The 23,045-nt window shown below is 59.1% G+C and carries 22 protein-coding genes and 1 pseudogene; 15 read left to right on the top strand and 8 right to left on the bottom strand.

All coding sequences use genetic code 11. The features are described 5' to 3' along the window. The first annotated feature begins 7 nt into the window (after window positions 1–7). Window positions 8–2,167: a type I secretion system permease/ATPase gene (locus tag NL64_RS00470; protein WP_034146206.1), complete on the top strand. Its 2,160-nt coding sequence runs from the start codon at window positions 8–10 to the stop codon at window positions 2,165–2,167. 207 nt (window positions 2,168–2,374) lie between these two features. Then, the gene (locus NL64_RS00465; protein WP_034146205.1) at window positions 2,375–3,739 is read left to right on the top strand and encodes an HlyD family type I secretion periplasmic adaptor subunit; all 1,365 of its coding nucleotides are present in this window, start codon (window positions 2,375–2,377) and stop codon (window positions 3,737–3,739) included. 153 nt (window positions 3,740–3,892) lie between these two features. On the opposite strand, the gene NL64_RS00460 is transcribed toward NL64_RS00465, so the two are convergent. Together NL64_RS00460 and NL64_RS00455 are read right to left on the bottom strand one after the other, a co-directional pair. After that, window positions 3,893–4,486 (bottom strand): tRNA-uridine aminocarboxypropyltransferase, encoded by a 594-nt coding sequence (locus NL64_RS00460; protein ID WP_034146204.1) that lies wholly within the window; start codon window positions 4,484–4,486, stop codon window positions 3,893–3,895. Between the two features lie 4 nt (window positions 4,487–4,490). Beyond that, complete coding sequence (locus tag NL64_RS00455) at window positions 4,491–5,384, bottom strand: LysR family transcriptional regulator (protein ID WP_007972518.1); 894 nt, start codon at window positions 5,382–5,384, stop codon at window positions 4,491–4,493. A gap of 355 nt (window positions 5,385–5,739) precedes the next feature. Between NL64_RS00455 and speB the strand changes: the two genes are divergently transcribed. From speB to NL64_RS00425, 6 genes are all read left to right on the top strand, one after another. Continuing rightward, window positions 5,740–6,690, top strand: coding sequence for an agmatinase (speB, locus tag NL64_RS00450; RefSeq protein WP_034146203.1), 951 nt, complete (start codon window positions 5,740–5,742; stop codon window positions 6,688–6,690). A 9-nt stretch (window positions 6,691–6,699) separates the two neighbouring features. Continuing rightward, a complete protein-coding gene (locus tag NL64_RS00445; RefSeq protein ID WP_034146202.1) occupies window positions 6,700–7,122 on the top strand; it encodes a YybH family protein in 423 nt (140 codons plus the stop codon). 54 nt (window positions 7,123–7,176) lie between these two features. Continuing rightward, the gene (locus NL64_RS00440) at window positions 7,177–8,688 is read left to right on the top strand and encodes a purine-cytosine permease family protein (protein WP_034146201.1); all 1,512 of its coding nucleotides are present in this window, start codon (window positions 7,177–7,179) and stop codon (window positions 8,686–8,688) included. Between the two features lie 235 nt (window positions 8,689–8,923). Beyond that, window positions 8,924–10,303: a sodium:solute symporter gene (locus tag NL64_RS00435; protein WP_034146200.1), complete on the top strand. Its 1,380-nt coding sequence runs from the start codon at window positions 8,924–8,926 to the stop codon at window positions 10,301–10,303. An 85-nt stretch (window positions 10,304–10,388) separates the two neighbouring features. Further along, the gene (locus tag NL64_RS00430; RefSeq protein WP_034146199.1) at window positions 10,389–11,114 is read left to right on the top strand and encodes an MBL fold metallo-hydrolase; all 726 of its coding nucleotides are present in this window, start codon (window positions 10,389–10,391) and stop codon (window positions 11,112–11,114) included. A gap of 56 nt (window positions 11,115–11,170) precedes the next feature. Continuing rightward, window positions 11,171–11,422 (top strand): phosphopantetheine-containing protein, encoded by a 252-nt coding sequence (locus NL64_RS00425; RefSeq protein WP_034146198.1) that lies wholly within the window; start codon window positions 11,171–11,173, stop codon window positions 11,420–11,422. A 208-nt stretch (window positions 11,423–11,630) separates the two neighbouring features. On the opposite strand, the gene NL64_RS30860 is transcribed toward NL64_RS00425, so the two are convergent. From NL64_RS30860 to NL64_RS00415, 3 genes are all read right to left on the bottom strand, one after another. Then, window positions 11,631–11,759: a PA1414 family protein gene (locus NL64_RS30860; RefSeq protein WP_007914492.1), complete on the bottom strand. Its 129-nt coding sequence runs from the start codon at window positions 11,757–11,759 to the stop codon at window positions 11,631–11,633. Between the two features lie 198 nt (window positions 11,760–11,957). Next, on the bottom strand, window positions 11,958–12,890 hold the full coding sequence (locus NL64_RS00420) for a DMT family transporter (protein WP_034146197.1): 933 nt from the start codon (window positions 12,888–12,890) through the stop codon (window positions 11,958–11,960). Window positions 12,891–13,133: 243 nt separating this feature from the next. After that, the gene (locus NL64_RS00415; protein WP_034146196.1) at window positions 13,134–13,970 is read right to left on the bottom strand and encodes a CvfB family protein; all 837 of its coding nucleotides are present in this window, start codon (window positions 13,968–13,970) and stop codon (window positions 13,134–13,136) included. 351 nt (window positions 13,971–14,321) lie between these two features. Here NL64_RS00415 and NL64_RS00410 point away from each other — a divergent pair, with 351 nt between their 5' ends. The 3 genes from NL64_RS00410 to NL64_RS00400 all read left to right on the top strand — a co-directional run bounded on the left by NL64_RS00410 (window position 14,322) and on the right by NL64_RS00400 (window position 16,384). Continuing rightward, window positions 14,322–14,510 (top strand): hypothetical protein, encoded by a 189-nt coding sequence (locus NL64_RS00410; protein WP_172668627.1) that lies wholly within the window; start codon window positions 14,322–14,324, stop codon window positions 14,508–14,510. Between the two features lie 204 nt (window positions 14,511–14,714). Then, window positions 14,715–15,437, top strand: coding sequence for a TorF family putative porin (locus NL64_RS00405; protein WP_034146195.1), 723 nt, complete (start codon window positions 14,715–14,717; stop codon window positions 15,435–15,437). 77 nt (window positions 15,438–15,514) lie between these two features. Then, window positions 15,515–16,384, top strand: a complete 870-nt coding sequence (locus tag NL64_RS00400; protein WP_034146194.1) for a DUF6279 family lipoprotein — start codon at window positions 15,515–15,517, stop codon at window positions 16,382–16,384. A 66-nt stretch (window positions 16,385–16,450) separates the two neighbouring features. Here NL64_RS00400 and NL64_RS00395 read toward each other — a convergent pair whose 3' ends face one another. Next, window positions 16,451–16,840 carry a hypothetical protein gene (locus NL64_RS00395; protein WP_034146193.1) on the bottom strand — a complete coding sequence of 130 codons (390 nt, stop codon included), beginning with the start codon at window positions 16,838–16,840 and terminating at the stop codon, window positions 16,451–16,453. A 178-nt stretch (window positions 16,841–17,018) separates the two neighbouring features. On the opposite strand from NL64_RS00395, the gene NL64_RS00390 reads away from it, so the two are divergent. After that, the gene (locus NL64_RS00390; RefSeq protein ID WP_034146192.1) at window positions 17,019–17,753 is read left to right on the top strand and encodes a DUF899 domain-containing protein; all 735 of its coding nucleotides are present in this window, start codon (window positions 17,019–17,021) and stop codon (window positions 17,751–17,753) included. A gap of 135 nt (window positions 17,754–17,888) precedes the next feature. Then, window positions 17,889–18,164 carry a hypothetical protein gene (locus NL64_RS00385; protein ID WP_034146191.1) on the top strand — a complete coding sequence of 92 codons (276 nt, stop codon included), beginning with the start codon at window positions 17,889–17,891 and terminating at the stop codon, window positions 18,162–18,164. 130 nt (window positions 18,165–18,294) lie between these two features. Here NL64_RS00385 and NL64_RS00380 read toward each other — a convergent pair whose 3' ends face one another. Further along, the gene (locus NL64_RS00380) at window positions 18,295–19,635 is read right to left on the bottom strand and encodes a DEAD/DEAH box helicase (protein ID WP_034146190.1); all 1,341 of its coding nucleotides are present in this window, start codon (window positions 19,633–19,635) and stop codon (window positions 18,295–18,297) included. 192 nt (window positions 19,636–19,827) lie between these two features. Between NL64_RS00380 and NL64_RS00375 the strand changes: the two are divergent. Next, window positions 19,828–21,125, top strand: a pseudogene (locus NL64_RS00375) (mechanosensitive ion channel family protein). A gap of 200 nt (window positions 21,126–21,325) precedes the next feature. Here NL64_RS00375 and NL64_RS00370 read toward each other — a convergent pair. Further along, on the bottom strand, window positions 21,326–21,970 hold the full coding sequence (locus NL64_RS00370) for a hydrolase (protein WP_034146189.1): 645 nt from the start codon (window positions 21,968–21,970) through the stop codon (window positions 21,326–21,328). 158 nt (window positions 21,971–22,128) lie between these two features. On the opposite strand from NL64_RS00370, the gene NL64_RS00365 reads away from it, so the two are divergent. Continuing rightward, the gene (locus NL64_RS00365) at window positions 22,129–23,016 is read left to right on the top strand and encodes a LysR family transcriptional regulator (RefSeq protein ID WP_034146188.1); all 888 of its coding nucleotides are present in this window, start codon (window positions 22,129–22,131) and stop codon (window positions 23,014–23,016) included. Window positions 23,017–23,045 lie beyond the last annotated feature (29 nt).

Raw genomic sequence — 23,045 nt, 5'->3', positions numbered from 1 at the left:
GTTCAATGTGACAAGCATGGAAACCGCCAACAGCGGTGTCGATCCACGCCTGAGCTTCGATGACCCGTTACTGGATGGTCTGTTGATTCTCTGCAAACTCCACGGCGCGTCCGTCAGTCGCGCCAGCCTGAGTGCCGGGCTACCGATGGCAAACCAACGCCTGAGCCTGGACCTGCTGCCCCGCGCAGCGGCCCGGGCCGGTTTGCAGGCGCGTTTGCTGCGCCGCGATCTCAAAGATATTTCTACGCTCAACCTGCCCGTGTTGTTGTTGCTCGACAACGGTCGCACCGCTGTTCTGCGCCGCTACGGTGACGACGGCCGGGTGCTGATCCTGCCGAGCGAAGCCGATGGCGGCGAACAATGGATCAGCCCGGAAGAGCTGGCCGAGCACTACACGGGCCAGGCGCTGTTCGCCCGACCGCGGCATGAACTCGAAGACCTGCGCTCGCCGCTGGTGCCGCGCGTCCAGGCGTGGTTTCGCGACACCCTGAAGCTGTCGAAGTGGCTGTACAGCGATGCGATTCTGGCGAGTTTCCTGATCAACCTGCTGGGTTTGATGGTGCCGCTGTTCGTGATGCAGACCTACGACCGCGTGGTGCCGAACCAGGCCACGTCGACCCTGTGGGTGTTGTCCATCGGACTGCTGATCGGCACCGGTTTCGAACTGGTGTTGCGAGTGGTGCGCGCGCACTTGCTGGACACGGCTGGGAAGAAAACCGACGTGATCCTGTCGGCGACCCTGTTCGAACGCATCACCGGCATGGCAATGAAAGCACGCCCGGCCACCATCGGCGGATTTGCCCAGAGCATTCACGACTTCCAGGGCCTGCGGGAATTCCTCACCGCCGTGACCCTCACCAGCCTGATCGACCTGCCCTTCGCGCTGCTGATGCTGGTGGTCATTGGTCTGCTTGGCGGCTGGCTGGTGGTGATTCCGGTGCTGGCGTTCCCGATCACGATCATCTTCGCCATGGTGATTCAGGCGCGCCTGCGCGACACCGTACAGAAGAGCCTCAGCCTCGGCGCCGAACGCCAGGCGCTGCTGATCGAAACCCTCGGAGGCCTGGAAACCCTCAAGGCTTGCAGCGCCGAAAGCGAGCGTCAGCACAAATGGGAAAGCACTCACGGCGCCCTCACCCGCCTCGACAGCCATGCCCGCAACCTCTCGGCAATGGCCACTAACGGCACGCTGTTCATCCAGCAGTTTTCCGGCATGGCGACCATCGTCGCCGGGGTGTACAGCATCATCGCCGGCAACCTCAGCGTTGGCGCCCTGGTGGCGACCTACATGCTCGGCAGCCGCGTGCTTGCGCCACTGGGACAGATTGCTGGATTGATCACCCGCTACCAGCAAGCACAACTGACCATGAAAAGCACCGATGCGTTGATGTCGCTGCCGCAAGAGCGCGATGCCAAACAACGGCCGCTGGAACGCACGCAGTTGCAAGGCGCGCTGGACGTTGTCGGCGTGACCTTCCATTACAAAGGCCAAAGCACCCCGGCACTGGCCAATGTCAGTTTCACTGTGAAACCCGGCGAGCGGATCGGCATCATCGGTCGCAGCGGTTCCGGCAAAAGCACCCTGGGACGGCTGGTGATGGGTTTCTACGAACCGGAGGAAGGCCAGTTGTTGCTCGACGGCCTGGACCTGCGGCAACTGGACGTCGCCGACCTGCGCCATCAAATCGGCTACGTCGCCCATGACCTGCCGCTGCTGGCCGGAAGCCTGCGCGACAACCTGACCCTTGGCGCGCGCTACATCAGCGACGCACGCATGCTCGAAGTGGCGGAACTCACCGGCGTCACCGAACTGGCCCGACAACACCCGCAAGGCTTCGACCGGCCCGTGGGCGAGCGCGGGCAATTGCTGTCCGGCGGCCAACGCCAGGCTGTATTGCTGGCCCGCGCCTTGTTGCTCGACCCGCCGATCATGCTGCTCGACGAACCCACCAGCGCCATGGACAACAGCAGTGAAGACGTCCTGCGGCAAAAACTCCACGGCTGGGTCCAGGGCAAAACCGTGCTGCTGGTCACCCACCGTACGTCGATGCTGAGCCTGGTGGATCGGTTGGTGGTGCTGGACAACGGGAGGATCGTCGCCGACGGGCCGAAAGAAGCAGTCATCGATGCATTGCGCAAGGGCCGTGTCGGCTCTGCGGCTGTCTAGGAGTAGCCCACTCGATGCCAGTACACAACCTGTGGCGAGGGAGCTTGCTCCCGCTGGGTTGCGCAGCAGCCCCGAAACCAACCACCTCGATGTGCCGGCAGAACTGCATCGGTAGATTTTGCGACGGCTTCGCCGCCGAGCGGGAGCGAGCTCCCTCGCCACAGATTTGTTTTCGGCATTATTTCTCTTAACTAACGGGTATCGCCCATGTCTGCTCCAACGCCGGACTCCGCGTCCCGTGGCTACTTCAACAGCTTCGGTAAAAGCGCCGAAGTCGAATTCATGCCGGAAACCGCCGGCGCTTCATTGCAGGACTCGCCACGCCTGTCGCGCGTTACCGTGTGGCTGGCGGCAGCGCTGCTGATCAGCGCATTGGTCTGGGCCAAGTTCGCCGTGCTGCAGGAAGTCACCATGGGCGAAGGCAAGGCGATTCCGTCGAGCAAGGTTCAGGTCATCCAGAATCTTGAAGGTGGCATTGTCACCGAGATCTTCGTACGCGAAGGGCAAATGGTGAACAAGGGCGACACCTTGTTGCGTCTGGATGACACACGCTACCTGTCGAACAAGGGTGAAAGCGAGGCTGATCGATACGCGCTGACCGCGCAGGTCGAGCGCTTGTCCGCCGAGGCCGAGGGCCGGCCGTTCAAGCTGTCGGACGAGGTCATTGCCAAGGCACCGCAAGTGGCCGAAGACGAGCGTTCGCTGTACGAACAACGGCAACGTCGACTGGCCAGCGAGCAACGCACGCTGAGCGAACAACTTCGGCAAAAAACCCAGGAACTGGCGGAATTCCGCTCGAAACAGGGGCAATACAGTTCGAGCCTGGCGCTGGTCAACCAGGAGATGGGCATGTCCGAGCCGCTGGTCAAGACCGGTGCCGTGTCGCCGGTTGAGATCCTTCGGCTCAAGCGCAGCGCGGTGGAAATTCGTGGCTCGCTGAACGCCACCACTTTGGCGATTCCCCGGGCGGAATCGGCGATTGCCGAGATCCGGAGCAAGATCGACGAATCGGAGCAAACCTTCCGCTCGGAGGCGGCTAAGGAGCTGAACGAGAAACGCACCGACCTGTCGAAAATCACTGCTTCGAGCATCGCCATCGACGACCGCGTGACCCGCACCACTGTGGTCTCGCCCGTTCACGGGATTATCAAGGTACTGAAGGTCAACACCATTGGCGGCGTGGTCCAGCCGGGCAGCGACATGGTGGAAATCGTGCCGCTGGAAGACAATCTGCTGATCGAAGCCAAGGTCCGGCCACAAGACGTGGCGTTCCTGCATCCGGGCCAGAAAGCCATGGTCAAGTTCAGTGCTTACGACTACACGATCTACGGCGGCCTGAGTGCGAAACTGGAGCTGATCGGCGCCGACACGATCACCGATGACAAGGGCAACAGTTTCTATCTGATTCAGGTGCGAACCGATAAAAACCATTTGGGTGGGGATGTGAAACCGCTGCTGATCATTCCGGGGATGGTGGCGACGGTGGATATCATTACCGGTGAGAAGAGTGTGTTGGATTACTTGCTCAAGCCGGTGCTGAAAGCTCGGACTGAGGCGATGCGCGAAAGGTAGGCCTGTCTCTTTCCTTTGTGGCGAGGGAGCTTGCTCCCGCTGGGCTGCGAAGCAGCCCCTAAACATACACCCCGGTGGGTCAGGGACATTGAGTTGACCGGTTTTGGGAGCGCTTCGCACTCCAGCGGGAGCAAGCTCCCTCGCCACAAGTGATCATCCACCGTGGTTTTTCAGGTAAGTTTCCTCCCCCATCGCCGCAATCTGCCCCTCGATCAACGCTTCAAACGGTTTCAGCAACCGTGCAAACGTTGCCGGCGCTTCAAGCGCTTCCAACGCCTGCACAATCGCCTCCACCGTCGACAACGCCCCGGGCCCTGGTGCCTTGCGCAATCGATAACGGGACACGCCGCCTTCGGCCAGCGTCACCCTCGGCAATGCCGCCAGCAACGGATTGAGGTGCAGCATCTTGCGTGCCTTGCGCCAGGTGCCGTCCGGTACCACCAGCAAGAGCGGTTCATCGCTATCGGCATAGGCTTGCATCGGTTGCGCGTCGTCACTGGGAAACAACAACCGCGCGCGAAACCCTGGCCGATCCAACAGCGCCGGCAAATCCTCGAACACCTCACCGACAATCAGCTCAGCGTTGTTTAGCCCCAATGCGGCCAGTCGCGCAGTGTTCAGTGCATGACTCACTTCACTCGGATGCTGCAACAGCAACACCCGCGTGCGACTGTCGAGACTCGGGATCAGCGCACACAAGCAATGGCTTTGCGGGCGCAGGCAACGTGGACATTGAATTCTGGACATCGTTTTACGCCTGATTCAGTTGTGCTTTGAGCAGATCGCGGAAGGTCTGGATCAACGGTTCGCGGCTGCGGCCACGGCGCACGATCATCGAGAATGGCGCCTGATAGCCGAAAGTCGCCGGTAGCAGCACACGCAAGTCGCCCTTGTCGGCCCAGGCCTGGGCGTAATGCTCCGGCAGGTAACCGATGTAGGCGCCGGACAGCACCAGAATCAGCTGTGCCTCCATACTCTCCACGGTAGCGGCGCTGTGCTTGAAGCCGTGCCGCGCCAGTTCGGCCTGGCTCCAGTAGCCGCGCCCCACCATGCGTTGCTGGGTAATGACCTGCTCGGGAATGCGCCGTTCGTTGAACAATGGATGCCGCGTGCTGCAATACAACCAGTGTTGTTCGCGGTAGAGCGGCATGTACACGAGACCACTCATGCGCGTGGAAAACGCGCCGATGGCCAGGTCGAGACGGTTGTCCTGCACGCCCAGTTGCAGCTCGTACGGGCTCATGACCGACAAATGCAAATGCACCGCCGGGTGTTCCTGGCTGTAGGCACCGATGGCTTCGGCGAACGGCAAAGCCTTGTCGCTGACGGTGGAATCGATCACCCCAAGATTCAACGTGCCGCGCAACTCGCCCTTGAGTGCGGCGGCGTATTGTTCGAAACCTTCCAGCTCACCCAACAAACGCAGGGTTTCCTGATGGAACAACTCGCCTTTGCTGGTCAGGCTGAAACCGCCGCGACCACGATGACACAGCACCAGGCCTAGCGCCGCTTCGAGCTGGCTCATATAAGTGCTGATGGCCGACGTCGAGAGATTGAGCTCTTGCTGGGCATTGGCGAATCCCTGATGGCGCACCACGCTGACGAAGATGCGCAATAGTTTCAGGTCGGGTAAAGCGTTGGCCATGGGGGCTCCGAATACAAGCTAATACATGCTGCTCTGTGGCGAGGGAGCTTGCTCCCGCTCGGCTTCGCAGCAGTCGTCAACCCGTCTCATGTGGTCTGCCTGATGCAACCGGATTGAATGGTTTTGGGGCCGCTTCGCAGCCCAGTGGGAGCAAGCTCCCTCGCCAGGGGTTCTGTGCAGAGACAGAAGTTTATCTGCCCATCCGACATTAGTTTAGAAAAATCTGAACTAAGTATTTGCCCGTAGCGATTCTTCCCGGTCACTACATTTCGCAGAATCGGCCCTCAGTGGTGCCCGTCTCTTCCGTGAACGGCGTAACCAAAATAAATAAAACAACGACGATGAGGCCCTACCCGTGGACAAGATTCTTCACCAACCACTGGGCGGCAACGAAATGCCGCGCTTCGGCGGCATCGCCACCATGCTCCGACTCCCCCACGTACCTACCGCTGCCGGCCTCGACGCTGCTTTCGTCGGCGTGCCTTTGGACATCGGTACTTCGCTGCGCCCCGGCACCCGCTTCGGACCGCGTGACATCCGCGCCGAATCGGTGATGATCCGCCCTTACAACATGGCCACCGGCGCAGCACCGTTCGACTCGCTGTCGGTTGCCGACATCGGCGACGTGGCGATCAACACCTTCAACCTGCTGGATGCCGTGCGGATCATCGAAGAATCCTACGACAACATCCTCGAACACGATGTGATCCCGCTGACCCTGGGTGGCGACCACACCATCACCCTGCCGATCCTGCGTGCCATCCATAAAAAGCACGGCAAGGTCGGCCTGGTGCACATCGACGCCCACGCCGATGTGAACGATCACATGTTCGGCGAGAAAATCGCCCACGGCACCACTTTCCGTCGCGCCGTCGAAGAAGGCCTGATTGACCCGGACCGCGTTGTGCAAATCGGTCTGCGCGCCCAGGGCTACACCGCTGACGACTTCAACTGGAGCCGCAACCAGGGTTTCCGTGTGGTCCAGGCCGAAGAGTGCTGGCACAAATCCCTGACGCCGCTGATGGCCGAAGTTCGCGAGAAAGTCGGCGGTGGTCCGGTGTACCTGAGCTTCGACATCGACGGCATCGACCCGGCTTGGGCTCCAGGCACCGGCACCCCGGAAATCGGTGGTCTGACGACCATTCAGGCAATCGAGATCGTTCGTGGCTGCCAAGGCCTCGACCTGATCGGTTGCGATCTGGTAGAAGTCTCGCCCGCTTACGACACCACCGGCAACACCTCGCTGCTGGCCGCCAACCTGCTGTACGAAATGCTCTGCGTACTGCCTGGCGTGGTCCATCGCTGAGGATTGGTCATGAACGAACGTGATCAGGTTTTGAAAGCGGCTGCCGACCTGGTATCCGCCTTCGCCCGTAACGATCGCGAAGCCTACTTCGGCGCGTTCAGCGCCGATGCCAGCTTCGTCTTCCACACCCTCGAACAGCCGCTGCTGTCGCGCGATGCCTATCAGGCGTTGTGGGACAACTGGCGCGACGAGGATGGCTTCGAGGTGCTTGCGTGCACGTCGAGCAACGCTTTCGTCAGCCTGCAGGGTGACGTGGCGATTTTCATTCATGACGTGGCCACCGAGCTGCGCATGCAAGGGGAGCAACACTTCAGCCAGGAGCGCGAGACGATTGTTTTCAAGAAACAAGCGTCTGGCCAAGAACAACAAGGCCTATGGCTGGCCTGCCACGAACATTTATCCGCAATGCCGGAAGGGCTGCCACCCCCTTAGCCAAACAGGTGACGCTCACACACGATGAGCGCGCCTTTATGATCGGAGCAGATCATGAATAACAACAACAACGAAAAAAGCCTTAGCAGCATCGAAACAAACGGGGTCGAACAGATCCCGGACAATGAGCGCACCGCCCGGCCCAGCGACCTGTTTCGCTTGATCTTCGGCGGCGCCAATACCTTTGCCACCGCTGTGCTCGGCAGCTTCCCGGTACTGTTCGGCCTGTCCTTTCAGGCAGGCGTCTGGGCGATCGTGCTGGGCGTGGTGCTCGGTGCGCTGATCCTCGCGCCGATGGGCCTGTTCGGCCCGATCAACGGCACCAACAATGCCGTGTCTTCCGGCGCACACTTCGGCGTGCACGGGCGGATCGTCGGTTCTTTCCTGTCGCTGTTGACCGCTATTGCGTTCTTCTCGCTCTCCGTCTGGAGTTCGGGCGACGCACTGGTGGGCGGCGCCAAACGCCTGATCGACCTGCCGGAAACCGACCTGACCCTCGGCCTGGCCTACGGTCTGTTCGCGTTGTTGGTTCTGACGGTGTGCATCTACGGCTTCCGTATCATGTTGTGGGTCAACCGCATCGCGGTGTGGGCGGCCAGCCTGTTGTTCCTGCTGGGCATCTTCGCTTTCGCCCCGGCGTTCGACAGCCAGTACGCCGGCACCGTGGTCATGGGTCAGGCCGGCTTCTGGGCGGCGTTCATCGGCGCAGCATTGGTAGCCATGAGCAACCCGATTTCCTTCGGCGCGTTCCTTGGTGACTGGTCGCGCTACATCCCGCGTGAAACGCCGAAGGGCCGGATCATGGTCTCGGTGATCGCCGCGCAACTGGCGACGCTGATTCCGTTCCTGTTCGGCCTCGCCACCGCGACCATCGTGGCGATCAAGGCTCCGGATTACATCGCGGCCAACAACTATGTCGGCGGCTTGCTGGCGGTTTCGCCCACCTGGTTCTTCCTGCCGGTATGCCTGATTGCGGTGATCGGCGGCATGTCCACCGGCACCACCTCGCTGTATGGCACCGGGCTGGACATGTCCAGCGTGTTTCCTCGGGTGCTGTCGCGGGTCAAGGCCACGCTGCTGATCGGTGTGATGTCGATTGCCTTCATCTTCATCGGTCGCTTCGCGGCGAACCTGGTGCAGAGCGTGTCGACCTTCGCCGTGCTGATCATCACCTGCACCACGCCATGGATGGTGATCATGATCATCGGCCTGCTGGTGCGTCGCGGCTTCTACTGCCCGGATGACCTGCAAGTGTTCACCCGTGGCGAGAAAGGTGGCCGCTACTGGTTCACCCACGGCTGGAACTGGCGTGGCATGGGCGCCTGGATCCCGAGCGCGGCTGTCGGCCTGTGCTTCGTGAACCTGCCAGGGCAGTTTGTCGGACCACTGGGCGAAATGGCCGGCGGTATCGACGTCAGTCTGCCGGTGACCCTGGGCCTGGCCTCGGTGGTGTATCTGGTGTTGCTCAAGATGTTCCCGGAAGCGAACGCGGTGTTCGGCCCGAAAGATTCACGCAGCAAGAGCACGGACCCGCTCGTTAAACCGGCGATGCTACCAGTCGCCTGATAAACAAAGTGCTGAGGTAATCACTGTGGCGAGGGAGCTTGCTCCCGCTCGACTGCGCAGCAGTCGCACAACAGGCAATTGAGTTTCTCCTGAAGAAATCCGGTTGCAGGATCTGGGTCTGCTTCGCAGCCTAGCGGGACGGTGCGGCGATCCGACAAGCTCCCTCGCCACAAAAGCCTCCTCACAGCAATGCAATTCAGCCTCACATAAAAAAGACAATCGGAGACACGCCATCATGGCTTTGGATTTATTCGTCGTACTCATCTACGCCGCCGCGATGCTGATACTCGGCTACTACGGCATGCGCAAGGCCAAGACCAACGAAGACTTTTTGGTCGCCGGTCGTAACCTCGGTCCGAGCCTGTACATGGGCACCATGGCCGCCACCGTCCTCGGCGGCGCATCCACCGTTGGCACCGTGCGTCTGGGTTACGTGCATGGCATCTCCGGTTTCTGGCTGTGCGCGGCCCTCGGTTGCGGGATCGTGGCGTTGAACCTGTTCCTCGCCAAACCGCTGCTCAAACTGAAGATCTACACCGTTACCCAGGTGCTGGAAAAACGCTACAACCCGATGGCCCGCTCCGCGAGCGCGGTGATCATGCTGGCGTATGCACTGATGATCGGCGTCACCTCGATCCTGGCGATCGGCACCGTGCTGCAAGTGCTGTTCGGCCTGCCGTTCTGGATTTCGGTAGTGCTCGGCGGTGGCGTGGTGGTGGTCTATTCGGCGATCGGCGGCATGTGGTCGCTGACCCTGACCGACATCGTCCAGTTCGTGATCAAGACCGTCGGCCTGATGTTCATCCTGTTGCCGATCTGCCTGTACCGCGTCGGCGGTTGGGATGAGTTGGTGTTGAAACTGCCGGCGGCGAGCTTCAGCTTCACCACCATCGGTTGGGACACCATCATCACCTACTTCATGATCTACTTCTTCGGCATCCTGATTGGCCAGGACATCTGGCAACGGGTGTTCACCGTCAAGACTGCCAAAGTGGCTCAGGTCGCTGGCACCGCCGCGGGCATCTACTGCATCCTCTACGGCCTGGCCTGCGCCCTGATCGGCATGGCCGCTCACGTGCTGATCCCGGACCTGGACAACGTCAACAACGCTTTCGCCGCCATCGTGAAGCTGTCCCTGCCGGACGGTATCCGTGGCCTGGTGATCGCTGCCGCTCTGGCCGCCATGATGTCCACCGCCAGCGCCGGCCTGCTCGCCGCTGCCACCACCCTGACCGAAGACCTGCTGCCGAAACTGCGTGGCGGTAAACAGTCGAGCCTGGGGCTGAACCGCCTGGTCACCATGCTGACCGGAATCGTGGTACTGGGTATCGCCCTGGTGGTGAACGACGTCATCAGCGCCCTGACCCTGGCTTATAACCTGCTGGTCGGCGGCATGTTGATCCCACTGATCGGCGCGATCTTCTGGAAACGCGCCACCACCGCCGGCGCCATCGCCAGCATGGGCCTGGGCTTCGCCACCGCCCTGCTGTTCATGTTCAAGGACGGTCTGGACGCCAACACCCCGATCTACTACAGCCTCGGCGTAGGCCTGGTGAGCTTCGTGTTGGTCAGCCTGATGTCCCGTCGCCCGGCAACGCTGGCCAGCGCCGCCTAAGCTGAACATAACGACTTGATGCTTTCTTCGACGGGTGTGGCGTCGGTTGCCACACCCGTTTTTTTTCGTCTGGAGAAAACTGCTTATGAAAATCGTCAGCCGCGATCAGTGGTTCGAGGTGAAGCACCTCAGCGACGGCATCCGCCTGATTCACGAGCCGTACATCCGTCCTTTTTATCGCTGCAACCTTTGGCACATTCAGGGGCGCGACAAGGATCTGCTGCTGGACAGCGGCTCGGGGCTGGTCAGTCTGCGCGAGCAACTCCCCTGGATCACCGAGCGGCCATTGGTGGCGGTGGCCAGCCACTGCCATTTCGACCATATTGCCGGGCATCATGAGTTTGCCGAGCGCCTGGTGCATCCGGCCGAAGCGCAGATACTTGCCGCCCCGGACGGCGAGAACGATTTGAGTCGGGCGTTTGTCGGTGACGATATGTTCGAAGCGCACCCCGACTGTCCGTTGTGCTACGCCGAATACCGGGTCAAAGCCGCCCCTGCCACCGGTTTTATCGAAGAAGGCGACGTGCTGGATCTGGGCGATCGGGTGCTGCAAGTGCTGCATACACCGGGCCATTCGCCGGGCGGCATCAGCCTGTTCGAGGCGGCGACCGAGACGCTTTTCAGCGGTGACATCATCTATGACGGGCCGTTGATCGAAGACGCCTACCACTCCAACCTCGACGACTACGCACACAGCCTGCAACGCTTGCGCAACTTGCCGATCCGCACGGTGCATGGCGGGCATTTCGGCAGTTTTTCCGGGGAGCATTTGCGCAACATGATTGACGAGTGGCAGCGCTCTCACGGCTGAAGCCTGCTGTACTCATCCCAGGGCCAACAACAATAATGCCCTCTCGAAGAACGATCATGAAAAAAGCTGCCGCTCGTGCCGCCGTGCATCGCTTCATCAGCCGCCTGCTGGAGGGTCAGGATGACTTCGACGACAACGCCAGCCTGGCGCAGTTGGGATTGGATAAAGCGGATATCGAGGATCTGATCTTCCATCTGGAAGATGAGTTCGGCTTGACGGCATTCACCGCCGAGGAAGACCGAATGCTCAAGACAGCCAGGACGGCGAGTGACTTGAGCCGGTTTTTGCTGGAAATTAGTCGGCACTGAAATTGATCGCAATCACCCACTTTGTGGCGAGGGAGCTTGCTCCCGCTCGACTGCGAAGCAGTCGCAAAAACTGCAATCGAATTACGTCTGACACACACTCAATCGTGGCTGTTTGGGGCCGCTTCGCGGCCCAGCGGGAGCAAGCTCCCTCGCCACAGCAAGCTCCCTAGCCATAGCAAGTCCGCTTGCCAACTCCCTACATCAGCCGTTATCGGCGACGCTGCTGGCGTCGGCGTTGTTCGTCGTCAGTGCGAATTGGCACGGGTTGCAGAGGCGGTTCGATCAAACCGAGTGCGACACCCAGGTCGTGCAGCCAGTTTTGAATTTTCTCTTTCATGGTGCCCCCTTCAGGGTAGTGCCGAGCGGCCGGAATTCTGTAGCCCCTTCGCACTGATAATAGTCTGAAGTCATGCGCAATGCTCGTCCAAAGTGGCAATGATCTGTTACTGAATCGATCACAATTGACCGGCATCAAATCATGCAATCGCTCAAGCCAGCGTCTGCTCCGACGGATAGCCCGTTTGGCCGGGTCCTGTCACTGTTGACCAAGGGCCCTGCGCAACCGCCGCCGCACCCACTGCTCCGCGCTGACAAACGTTATGCCCAACAGCACCAGCACCGCACCAATGACAAAATTGAGGCTTAGCTCTTCACCCAGCAAGACCACGCCGAATGTCACGCCAAACAACGGCGTCATGAATGAAAAAACTGCCAGATTCGCCGCCAGATAACGGCGCAACAACCAGAACCACACCAGATAACTGAAGAACGACACCACCACGCCTTGAAACAGCACACTGGCCACCGCCACAGTCGTCAGGCTGACGTGGGTGATCTGACCGCTCAGCAACGCGATCAGCAGCAGGCCGACGAAGCCGACGATCAATTGATAGAACAAGGTCAGGGTCACCGGCGCTTCCGACAGTCGCGAGGCACGCACCACCACCGTGGTCGCGCCCCAGCACGCGCCGGCCAGCACGCCCAGTGCATCGCCGATCAACATGCGGTGGTCTAGGTTGTCCCAGGACATTCCACCGGCAAACGCGATGGCGATACCGACAAAGGCGAGGAAAATCCCCAGCCATTGCAGCGGCCGCAAACGCTCGCTCGGCAACAACCAATGCACACCCAGGGCGGTGAAAATCGGCGCGGTATAGAGAAACACCGACATATGCGCCGCGGTGGTCAGTTGCAGGCCTTCGGAAATGAAGAAGAATTCCAGTCCAAACAAGGCGCCGGCCAATAAACCGCCGCGCCAGGTATGACCGACCTGTTCCCAACCGCCCTTCCAGCAGATTAACAATCCTACAAGCAACGCGGACATGCCTGACCGTGCAGCGGCCTGCATGACCGGCGCAATATCAGGCGCCGCCCATTTGATCATCACCTGCTGGACGCCCCAGATGAGGCATAAGCCCAGCATGACTTGCAGGGCAAATCCGTCGGCGCTGCGCCGGGTGGCGTTCACCGTAAAACCTCGACAACATGCAACATGGCAGTGACTCGACAGTAAAAAGCAAAGCCCCGGCCAGTTTGTTGAACAAACCGCGCCGGGGCGAAAATTATGCTGTCGATTATTAACCAGATGGACAGAAATTGCCGTCTGTCCGAGACATTTACGTCTCCAGGCGCGTCATTCTTAAGGAGCTGCCGAAGGCTGCGATCTTTGCTTTTAAAAGATTGCGGCCTGCGGCAGCTCCTACAAGGTCGGTCAGCTCAACTCAATGCGATCGGCATGAATGACGATCTGACCGTTCTTGTACAGCGCACCAATGGCCTTTTTGAAGTTGCCTTTGCTGACACCGAACATGCTGCTGATCAACGTCGGATCGCTCTTGTCACTGACCGGCAGGCTGCCATTGTTCTCGCGCAACTTGGCGAGGATCTTCGAATTCAGGCTGCTGGCTGCTTCTACGCCCACCGGTTGCAGGCTCAAACTGATCTTGCCGTCGGCGCGAACTTCCTTGATGAAGCCCTTCTCTTCTTTCCCGGCGCGCATGAACTTGAAAATTTCGTTCTTGTGAATCAGGCCCCAGTGCTTGTTGTTGATGATCGCCTTGAAACCCATGTCAGTGGCTTCGGCAACCAGCAAGTCAACTTCCTGGCCTGGCGTGTAACTCGCCGGAGTCTTGTCCAGATAACGATCCAGACGCGCCGTCGCGGTGATGCGGCGGGTGTGCTTGTCGAGATAGACATGCACCACGGCGTATTCGCCGGCCGTCATCTGACGTTTTTCTTCGGAATAGGGCAGCAACAAGTCCTTCGGCAATCCCCAGTCCAGGAACACGCCGATACTGTTGACTTCAACAACTTTCAAACTGGCGAATTCACCCACCTGAACTTTCGGTTTTTCTGTCGTGGCAATGAGTTTGTCATCGCTATCCAGATAAACAAAAACATTGAGCCAGTCTTCATCTTCGCTTGGAATATCTTTTGGAATATAACGATTAGGCAGAAGTATTTCCCCATCCGCGCCACCGTCCAGATATAAACCGAAGTTAGTATGTTTAACCACTTGCAAACTGTTGTAACGCCCGACTAAAGCCATGTCCAATACCCTCATTGCGTGGGCGGCATTCTACCCGGTTTTACCGGCCGCGTTCGGCGCTCGGCTCGGCGGCTGCAGAAATTCCTTTGAAGACCTTAATTTTCCTGGGTTTTGCCCTTCATGCCTGGCCGCTCGTCAGGTCGACCTGGCACGCCGCATCGCAGCCAGGCGAGCGTAAAGCGTTACTTTCCACACCGATGTTCTTATCTAAAACAGCGGGTTAGGGGCTTATTTCAAATAATAACCTGCTATTAATTGCGCCGCCTCTTGCTGCCCTTCATGGGATATTTGCCAAGCAAATATCTGGTTAATCCTGTACGATGCCTGGCCAAGTTAATTTTCTACAGGTTAATGGCCGCCATGCGCGTAAAAGCATCCAACAGCAAAGCAAAGCCAGCTCCAGCCGTCGAAACCAGCGAATCGATCAACAGCCAGATCGCTGCGTTCCTTAAATCCGGCGGTGAAATCCAGCAAATTGCCAAAGGCGTCAGCGGCCAGACGTTCGGCCCGTCCAAGCAGATTACGCTCGGCAAAAAGTAAGACCCTCCGCGTCATCTGGTCCACAAGCGCTTTGAGCATCGAAGCGCTTGGACTGGAACCTCCGAACACCCTCCTCGCCAATCAATCAATCTTGTACAAATCGACGAACGGCCCTCGCTGCCGATCATTCGCCGGTATCCTTGCACGCGTCTAGATCAAGCATTCCAGGTCATTCAGCCTGCCCTCGCTGTCAAGGAGTGACGCATGCTCAAGCCTTCCGTTTTATTACTCGTATTCAGCAGCCTCCTGGCGTGTTCGCTGGCGCAGGCTCAAATCTTCCAGCGCGAACTGGGTGATTTCGATCTTAAGCTCGGCACCAGCCCCAGTCGCAGCATGGCCCAAGGCCTCGTCAAGCCTTCGGCGATTGGCTCGTTTCATGGTGGCCTGGACCTGACTCACGACAGCGGCTTCTACTTTGGCCAATGGTCGCCGAGCATGGGCATTACGCCGGGGAAGAATCTCGAGATCGATTCCTACGTGGGTTTTAAACAACCCTTCGACCAAACCCTTGGCTACGAAGTGGGCATGATTCATTACAGCTATCCCGAAGTCGACACCCTCGACAGCCAGGAGTTGTTCGGTGGTCTAACCTTGCTGGGCAGCCGTTTCGGCGCAGCCTTGAGCCACGATCCGGACACACAGAACAGCACGCTGTTCGCCGACCTGGGTGGCAATCAGCCGTTCGGCATCGGGATCAGCATGAAATACACCACGCACCAACTGAACACGCCGGTCGCGGTGGACGGCGGCTATGTAGGCAGTTTTACCGATTGGTCGGTGAAATTGTCCCGACCGTTCATGGGCGTCGATCTCGATCTGATCTACAGCGATTCCAGCCTCAGCGGCAGCTATTGCTCGGCCTATTCCGGTCACAACAGCCAGTGTGACGGGCTCGTCACCCTCAAGGCCGAACGCGCGTTCTATTGATCGGCTGAACTGCCGGGTTCATCCTGCGATCAGATAGTCATCAGCTCCCGAAGCCAGGCTTTCGCAAGGACTCGCCCATGTCTCGCTGGTTAAAACACATCGCCTTTGTACTCGCCGTTTCTCTTGCCCTCAGTGCGTGCAGCCGCATGGGGCTGGCTTACCGCAACCTCGACGTGATCATTCCCTGGACGCTCAGCGATTACCTGGACATGAACGGTGAGCAAAAAAGTTGGCTCGACGAACGGCTGAAGGAACACCTGACGTGGCATTGCACGACACAAATGCCGGGGTATCTCGACTGGCTGGATCGCTTGCAGACAATGGTCGCGACCAACCAAGTGACCGACGCTGCGCTGCAGGCTCGTACGGCGGAAGCCGAAAAAGCGATTGCCGAGACCGCCCGGGAAATCACGCCGTCAGCCGTCGAATTGCTGCAAGGCCTGGATGACAAACAGGTCGCCGAAATGAACGAGGCGTTCGTCAAGGACCAGCGCAAGCGACAGGAACAATACCTGAAACCGTCGCTGGACCAGCAGATCAAGCAACGCGCCGAGCGCATGGAGAAACGCCTGAATGAATGGCTTGGGCCACTCAGCGCCTCACAGCAACAACGAGTGATGGCATGGTCGACTGCCTTGGGCGACCAGAATACGCAGTGGATCGCTAACCGCGTGCACTGGCAGAAACAGTTCAGTGCCGCCGTGGCACAGCGCCAGTCGCCACAATTCCCCCAACGAATCGAGACGCTTCTGGTCAATCGCGAGAGTTTATGGACACCGGAATACCGCCAGGCTTTCGCCAAGACGGAAGCTCAGGCGCGGGCATTGTTTGTGGACTTGATGGCGGAAAGTACGCCGGTTCAGCGTGAACGGTTGCTGAAGAAGATTGAGGGCGTCAGGAAGGATTTCAGTGATTTGAAGTGTCTGAAAGCGGCGAAGCAGGGTTAAAAGATCAAAAGATCGCAGCCTTCGGCAGCATCCAGTAGGAGCTGCCGAAGGCTGCGATCTTTTGATTCAGGCGATCTGCGCCTTCGAAGCCACTTCATCGAACGTCAGTTCATCCAGTGCGTCTTCCTGTTCATCCAGCACCTGCCGCGGGTGGTCATTGCCCGGAATGCTACTGTCGATCAGGCTCAACAAACTTGAACCACGCGGCGTCAAAATATAATTCGAACCGGTGCCACCCTGCTCCTCGGGTCGAGGTTCGATATATCCGCGCTCCAGCAATAACTTTTCATACTCGCCGGCCACCGCTTTCAAGTGGTCGAGGTTTTCCGACTGCTCACCTTCCGATGCTTTCTCAGCAGCGTACTGCTCGGCGTAGGGCCTTGGCGTGAAGCTGGGCTCACCGTTCTGCACTTCGTGCAGCAAGCGTTCAATCAAATCCCAGTTATAAGTCGTCATCCTGATTCAACCTCCGGTACCCATGAGTGAGAGGGCCTTCATAGGTTGTGACCGACGCGGTCGATAGCCGTTCAGCAGAGATTTTTACTGCGACCGACCGGCGGTCTGTCGAATTGCTGGCACGTCAAACGACTAGGCTGTGTAAGCCACCTCCCAGCATCCCGCAGGAGAAATCTCAATGAACATTCAGAATCATTCCGTCGTGTCGCGAGAAGAATGGCTCGCCGCCCGCAAGCAACACCTTGCCCACGAAAAAGCCTTCACCAAGGAGCGGGACAAACTCAGCGCCGAACGCCGCGCCTTGCCTTGGGTGAAGATCGACAAGGACTATCACTTTCAGGGCCCCAATGGAGAACTGAAACTGGCAGACCTGTTTGGCGGCCGCAGTCAGTTGGTCATTTATCACTTCATGTTCGCCGACGGTTGGGACGAAGGCTGTCCAGGGTGCTCATTCCTATCCGATCACATTGATGGCGCCAATCAGCACCTGGCCCACCATGACGTGGCCGTGGTGGCGGTTTCCCACGCGCCGTTTGCCGAATTCCAGGCGTTCAAGCGCCGTATGGGCTGGAAATTCGACTGGGTGTCGTCAGAAGGCTGCGATTTCAACTATGACTTCGGTGTATCGGCCCGAGCCGAAGACGTCGCCGCCGGCAAGGCCACCTACAACTACGAAAAAACGGATGGTTCGGAAGAAGAACTCCCCGGTCTGAGCGTGTTTTATCGCAACGAGGCTGGGGAGATTTTCCACACTTACTCGACTTATGCCCGCGGGCTGGATCTGTTGGTAGGGACTTATAACTACCTCGACCTGATGCCTAAGGGCCGCAACGAAGACGAAATCATGGACTGGGTGCGGCATCATGATCGCTATGAGGATAAGGCACCGGCTAGCTGCTGCCATGGGGGGTGAGTCTTCTGGAACGAGTCGCGAACATCGCCAGCAAGCCGGCACCTACAGGGGTTTGTGGTGGTTGGTGAGTGAACTTTTTCCATCCGAGTGCCCTCAACCGGTTAACTCGCCTTAACCGGAACAGAGGCTCGACTTATGAAAACCCTGCTCAAACTCACCCTCGCCGCCACCCTCGCCTGCGCGCTGCCTGTCTGGGCTTGCACGCCGGAAGAGGCCACCCTCAAGCGTGAGCAGTTAGCCAAGGAAGTCACCCGACTCACCGAACAGAATCCGGCCAAGGCCAAGGAAATCAATGACGAGCTACAGAAAATGGATCTGGGGACCGCGGCCAAGGATTTGCCGGATAAGTGCCAGTTGATTGATCAGCGTTTGAAGGAGTTGGGGACAGCGGAGAAAAAAGCCGAGAGCTAGAAGCAAGATCAAAAGATCGCAGCCTTCGGCAGCGCCTGCAGGTTGTTACGTGTGGGCGTCCGAAGGTTGCGATCTTTTGATGGAAAAAAACCCGGACAATGTCCGGGTTTTTCTTGAAAGCGACGCTGCTTTACTCGGCAGCTGGCGCTTCCGGCTTGCGGCGTTTGAGCGGGGCCATGCCGTCCTTGCTCACCAGCGAATCGCTTTTCGGGCGATTGGCGCTCTTGCGCTTGGTCGGAGTCTTGGCGGCGACTTTTTTCTTGTCGCCCTTGGCGTCGGTCTTTTTCTTCTTCACGCCGACGGCTTTGCCCGAGGCCTTGACCTTTTTCGGTCCGCCGTAGGTGCCTTTGACTTCCTTGATGGTACGGCGCTCGAAGCTCTGCTTGAGGTAGCGCTCGATGCTCGACATCAGGTTCCAGTCGCCGTGGCAGATCAGCGAGATCGCCAGGCCATCGTTGCCGGCGCGGCCGGTACGACCGATGCGGTGCACGTATTCGTCGCCGCTGCGTGGCATGTCGAAGTTGATCACCAGGTCCAGGCCGTCCACGTCCAAACCGCGAGCGGCGACGTCGGTGGCAACCAGAATTTTCACACCGCCCTGTTTCAGACGGTCGATCGCCAGTTTGCGATCCTTCTGGTCTTTCTCGCCGTGCAGCACGAACGCTTTGTATTCCTGCGCCACCAGACGACCGTAGATGCGGTCGGCCATGGCCCGGGTGTTGGTGAACACGATGGCCTTCTGATAGGTCTCGTTGGCCAGCAGCCAGTTAACGATTTGCTCTTTGTGCTGGTTGTGGTCAGCGGTGATGATTTGCTGACGGGTGGTTTCGTTCAGCTGGCTGACCGCGTTCAGCTGCAAGTGCTCCGGGTTGTTCAGGACCTTGGCGATCATCTCGCGCAGGCCGGAACCACCGGTGGTGGCGGAGAACAGCATGGTCTGCTGACGGTTGGTGCACTCGTCGACCAGACGCTGCACGTCATCGGCAAAACCCATGTCGAGCATGCGGTCAGCTTCGTCGAGCACCAGCACTTCGACTTCTTTCAAGTCGAGGTTGCCCGCGTTCAGTTGCTCGATCATCCGGCCCGGTGTACCGATCAGGATGTCCGGCACCTTGCGCAGCATGGCGGCCTGGACCTTGAAGTCTTCGCCGCCGGTGATCAGGCCGGACTTGATGAAGGTGAACTGCGAGAAGCGTTCAACTTCTTTCAAGGTCTGCTGGGCCAACTCGCGGGTCGGCAGCAAGATCAGGGTCTTGATGCTGACGCGGATCTTGGCCGGGCCGATCAGGCGGTTGAGGATCGGCAGAACGAATGCAGCGGTTTTGCCGCTGCCGGTTTGCGCTGTCACCCGCAGGTCACGCCCTTGGAGCGCCAGCGGAATGGCCGCTGCTTGCACAGGCGTTGGCTCGACAAATTTAAGCTCGGCCACGGCTTTGAGCAGGCGTTCGTGCAAGGCGAATTCGGAAAACACGGGTGCTACCTCGAAGAAATGCAAAAAAACAGCTGCATAGGGTACCGGTTTCGAGCGCGTAGGCCGAGTTTCTTTATGCAATCGACCGTAAACAGTGGCTTTTTTGTTGCCTGATTTGTCCCCGAACGTAATACAAAGCGTCTTAAATGCTCTAATCGCCCCTCGCGTCTTACAGAAGAATCGGTTTTGCCCATGGATATCAAACAGCTCTGGCTCAATGCCCAAGACCTTTGGGGTGCCCTTGATCAGCACCCGCTCGTGCATGCCAGCCTGGCACTGTTGGTTTTGTTGTTCATTGCACTGGCCCTCGGACGAGTGGCGCGCTACTTGATCCTGCACGCCAGCAGAATGCTCGGTCGCCAGCCCGCGCTGCACTGGGTCAACGATTTGCGCCAGAACAAGGTGTTTCAACGTCTGGCGCAAATGACACCGTCACTGGTGATCCAGTTTGGCCTGCACCTGGTGCCGGAGCTGAGTAAAACCGCGATGGTGTTCCTCGGCAATGTCGCGCTGGCGTTCACCATCCTGTTCCTGCTGCTGTCCGTCACCGCCCTGCTCAATGCCCTCCTGGACATCTACGCCCGCACCGAACACGCACGCACCCGCTCGATCAAAGGCTACGTGCAACTGGCGAAGATGGTGTTGTACGTGTTTGGCGCGATCATCATCGTCGCCACGCTGATCGACCGTTCGCCGCTGTTGCTGCTCTCGGGTCTGGGTGCGATGTCGGCGGTGATTCTGTTGGTCTACAAGGACACCTTGCTGTCGTTCGTCGCCAGCGTGCAATTGACCAGCAACGACATGCTGCGGGTCGGCGACTGGATCGAGATGCCGCAAGTCGGCGCCGATGGCGATGTGGTGGACATCACGCTGCACACGGTCAAGGTGCAGGGTTCGACAAGACCATTGTTTCGATTCCAACCTGGCGCCTGATGTCCGAGTCATTCAAGAACTGGCGCGGCATGCAGCAGTCCGGTGGACGGCGGATCAAGCGCAGCCTGTTCATCGATGCCAGCGGGGTGCGGTTCGTCCGCGACGATGAGGAGTCGAGACTGTCGCAGGTTCATCTGCTGACCGATTACATCAGTCGCAAACAAGCCGAACTCAAGGCCTGGAACGAAGCCCAGGGCAATGTCGCGGCGATGTCGGCCAATCGCCGGCGCATGACCAATATCGGGACTTTCCGTGCCTACGCACTGGCTTACCTGAAGAGCCACCCGGAGATCCAGCCGAACATGACGTGCATGGTCCGGCAGATGCAGACCACCGCTCAGGGCATTCCGCTGGAAATCTACTGCTTCACCCGCACCACCGCGTGGGCCGATTACGAGCGGATTCAGGGAGACATTTTCGATTTTCTGCTGGCGGTCCTGCCGGAGTTTGGTTTGAGCCTGTATCAGCAGCCGAGCGGGACGGATCTACGTGCCGGGCTGTTGCCGGCAGTGCTGGGTGCGAGCCACATTCCCGAAGCTGAAAAACGCAGGGTGTAACACCCAAAAACCTGTGGGGTTTGTGTGGCGAGGGAGCTTGCTCCCGCTGGACAGCGAAGCTGTCCCAATGATTGCAGTCCGGTTCCTTCAGGCAACCACAGTCGGCTGGTACTACGACTGCTGCGCAGCCGAGCGGGAGCAAGCTCCCTCGCCACAAGAGCTTGCTCCCACAAGGATTACGTCGTTTCAGAATTTGCGGGTTACTTGACCTGCCGCTGCGGTGCCTTGTGCACCATGGTGTAAGCGTAATCCACGCCCATGCCGTACGCGCCGCTGTGCTCCAGCACCAGTTCCATCACCGCTTCGTAAGTATCCTTGTGCGCCCAGTCACGCTGGTATTCGAGCAACACTTGCTGCCAGGTCACCGGCACCGCGCCGGCCTGAATCATCCGTTGCACCGACATGTCGTGGGCTTCCTTGGTAGTGCCGCCGGAAGCGTCGGTGACGATGTACACCTCGTACCCTTCAGCCAGCGCTTCCAGTGCCGGGAACGTCAGGCAGACCTCGGTCCACAGCGCGGCAATGATCAGCTTCTTGCGACCGGTGGCTTTCACCGCGTCTACCAATGCCTTGTCTTCCCAGGAGTTCATCGAGGTGCGCTCGATCGGCTTTTGATCCGGGTGCACTGCCAGCAATTCCGGCCAGATGTAACCGCTGAAGCTTTCGGTTTCGACCGAGGTGTAGATGGTCGGCACGTTGAAGATCTTCGCCGCCTTGGCCAAGCCAACGGTGTTGTTCTTCAGGGTCTGACGATCGATGGACTGAACGCCGAATGCCATTTGCGGCTGGTGGTCGATCAGGATCAGGGCGGAATTGGTTGGGTTGAGCAGTTCACGAATAGACATGGCGCGTTCCTTTTGATGTCGATACTTCGAATGGGTAAAGGGTTAGTCGACGTTGCCGTCAGCGGCGTTGTTGTCGGCTTGGATGTCACTTTAGGGGCTAGCGATAAAGGGGACAATTACCTAAAATCGAGAATCATTGATTCTAAAAAAGGGACAATATGGATCGCATCGAATGCATGCGCGCCTTCGTCGTCACGGTGGGCGAGAACGGTTTCGCCGCAGCCGCCCGGGCCATGGACGTGCCGCGCTCGAAAGTCAGTAAACAGATTCAGGCACTGGAAGAAGCCATCGGTGTGCAATTGCTGCAACGCACCACCCGCAGCCTGCACCTGACCGAGGCCGGAGCCGAGTATTTCGATGCAGCACGGGAGGTGTTGGCGGCACTGGACGAGGCCGAGCAACGCGCCCGTGACGGCATCGGCGAGTTACGCGGTGTGCTGCGGGTCAATGCGCCGATGTCGTTTGGTCTTCGGCGATTGGGGCCGTTGATTCCGCTGTTTCATGAACAGCACCCGAACATCGAGCTGCAACTGGTGCTCAGCGACCAACAGGTCGATCCCGTGAGGGGTGGGTTTAATGTGACCATCCGCATCGCCAGCATGCCCGATTCGACGATGATCGCCCGGAAACTGGCGCCCGCACCGCGCATCATGGTGGCGTCCCCGGCTTATCTCGAGCGCGCGGGTACTCCGCAGACTCCGCAAGACCTGCGCGCCCATCAATGCCTGAACTACGGGTATCTGCAGAGCGGCGTCAGCCTGCAACTGTGCAATGGCAAGGAAACCCAGCGGGTGAATGTCACCGGCCCACTGCACGCCAACAACGGCGACCTGCTCGCCCAGGCCGCCGAAGCCGGCATGGGCATCGCCCTGCTGCCCGATTTCATCGTCGAGGATGCGCTGGCTACCGGACGACTGGTGCCGGTGCTGTGCGAATGGCAGGCTCCGGCGATCACCATCAATGCGGTGTATTCGTCGGCGCGGCGGGTGCCGCAGAAGACCCGGGCGTTTATCGAGTTTCTGCTGGGCCAACTGGCGCCAAAGTGATTTTTTTGAAATTACATAATCCCTTGTAG

This window comes from Pseudomonas fluorescens (genome assembly GCF_000802965.1).
Classification (GTDB): Bacteria; Pseudomonadota; Gammaproteobacteria; order Pseudomonadales; family Pseudomonadaceae; genus Aquipseudomonas; species Aquipseudomonas fluorescens_A.
This window is presented reverse-complemented; position numbering and strand designations above follow the sequence as displayed.

What these genes read in the sequence shown, in the direction of transcription:
- NL64_RS00465 (WP_034146205.1), top strand. Translation starts at nt 2,375, where the DNA reads ATGTCTGCTCCAACGCCGGACTCCGCGTCCCGTGGCTACTTCAACAGC.
- NL64_RS00460 (WP_034146204.1), bottom strand. Translation starts at nt 4,486, where the DNA reads ATGTCCAGAATTCAATGTCCACGTTGCCTGCGCCCGCAAAGCCATTGC.
- NL64_RS00455 (WP_007972518.1), bottom strand. Translation starts at nt 5,384, where the DNA reads ATGGCCAACGCTTTACCCGACCTGAAACTATTGCGCATCTTCGTCAGC.
- NL64_RS00445 (WP_034146202.1), top strand. Translation starts at nt 6,700, where the DNA reads ATGAACGAACGTGATCAGGTTTTGAAAGCGGCTGCCGACCTGGTATCC.
- NL64_RS00440 (WP_034146201.1), top strand. Translation starts at nt 7,177, where the DNA reads ATGAATAACAACAACAACGAAAAAAGCCTTAGCAGCATCGAAACAAAC.
- NL64_RS00435 (WP_034146200.1), top strand. Translation starts at nt 8,924, where the DNA reads ATGGCTTTGGATTTATTCGTCGTACTCATCTACGCCGCCGCGATGCTG.
- NL64_RS00430 (WP_034146199.1), top strand. Translation starts at nt 10,389, where the DNA reads ATGAAAATCGTCAGCCGCGATCAGTGGTTCGAGGTGAAGCACCTCAGC.
- NL64_RS00425 (WP_034146198.1), top strand. Translation starts at nt 11,171, where the DNA reads ATGAAAAAAGCTGCCGCTCGTGCCGCCGTGCATCGCTTCATCAGCCGC.
- NL64_RS30860 (WP_007914492.1), bottom strand. Translation starts at nt 11,759, where the DNA reads ATGAAAGAGAAAATTCAAAACTGGCTGCACGACCTGGGTGTCGCACTC.
- NL64_RS00415 (WP_034146196.1), bottom strand. Translation starts at nt 13,970, where the DNA reads ATGGCTTTAGTCGGGCGTTACAACAGTTTGCAAGTGGTTAAACATACT.
- NL64_RS00410 (WP_172668627.1), top strand. Translation starts at nt 14,322, where the DNA reads ATGGCCGCCATGCGCGTAAAAGCATCCAACAGCAAAGCAAAGCCAGCT.
- NL64_RS00405 (WP_034146195.1), top strand. Translation starts at nt 14,715, where the DNA reads ATGCTCAAGCCTTCCGTTTTATTACTCGTATTCAGCAGCCTCCTGGCG.
- NL64_RS00400 (WP_034146194.1), top strand. Translation starts at nt 15,515, where the DNA reads ATGTCTCGCTGGTTAAAACACATCGCCTTTGTACTCGCCGTTTCTCTT.
- NL64_RS00395 (WP_034146193.1), bottom strand. Translation starts at nt 16,840, where the DNA reads ATGACGACTTATAACTGGGATTTGATTGAACGCTTGCTGCACGAAGTG.
- NL64_RS00390 (WP_034146192.1), top strand. Translation starts at nt 17,019, where the DNA reads ATGAACATTCAGAATCATTCCGTCGTGTCGCGAGAAGAATGGCTCGCC.
- NL64_RS00385 (WP_034146191.1), top strand. Translation starts at nt 17,889, where the DNA reads ATGAAAACCCTGCTCAAACTCACCCTCGCCGCCACCCTCGCCTGCGCG.
- NL64_RS00370 (WP_034146189.1), bottom strand. Translation starts at nt 21,970, where the DNA reads ATGTCTATTCGTGAACTGCTCAACCCAACCAATTCCGCCCTGATCCTG.
- NL64_RS00365 (WP_034146188.1), top strand. Translation starts at nt 22,129, where the DNA reads ATGGATCGCATCGAATGCATGCGCGCCTTCGTCGTCACGGTGGGCGAG.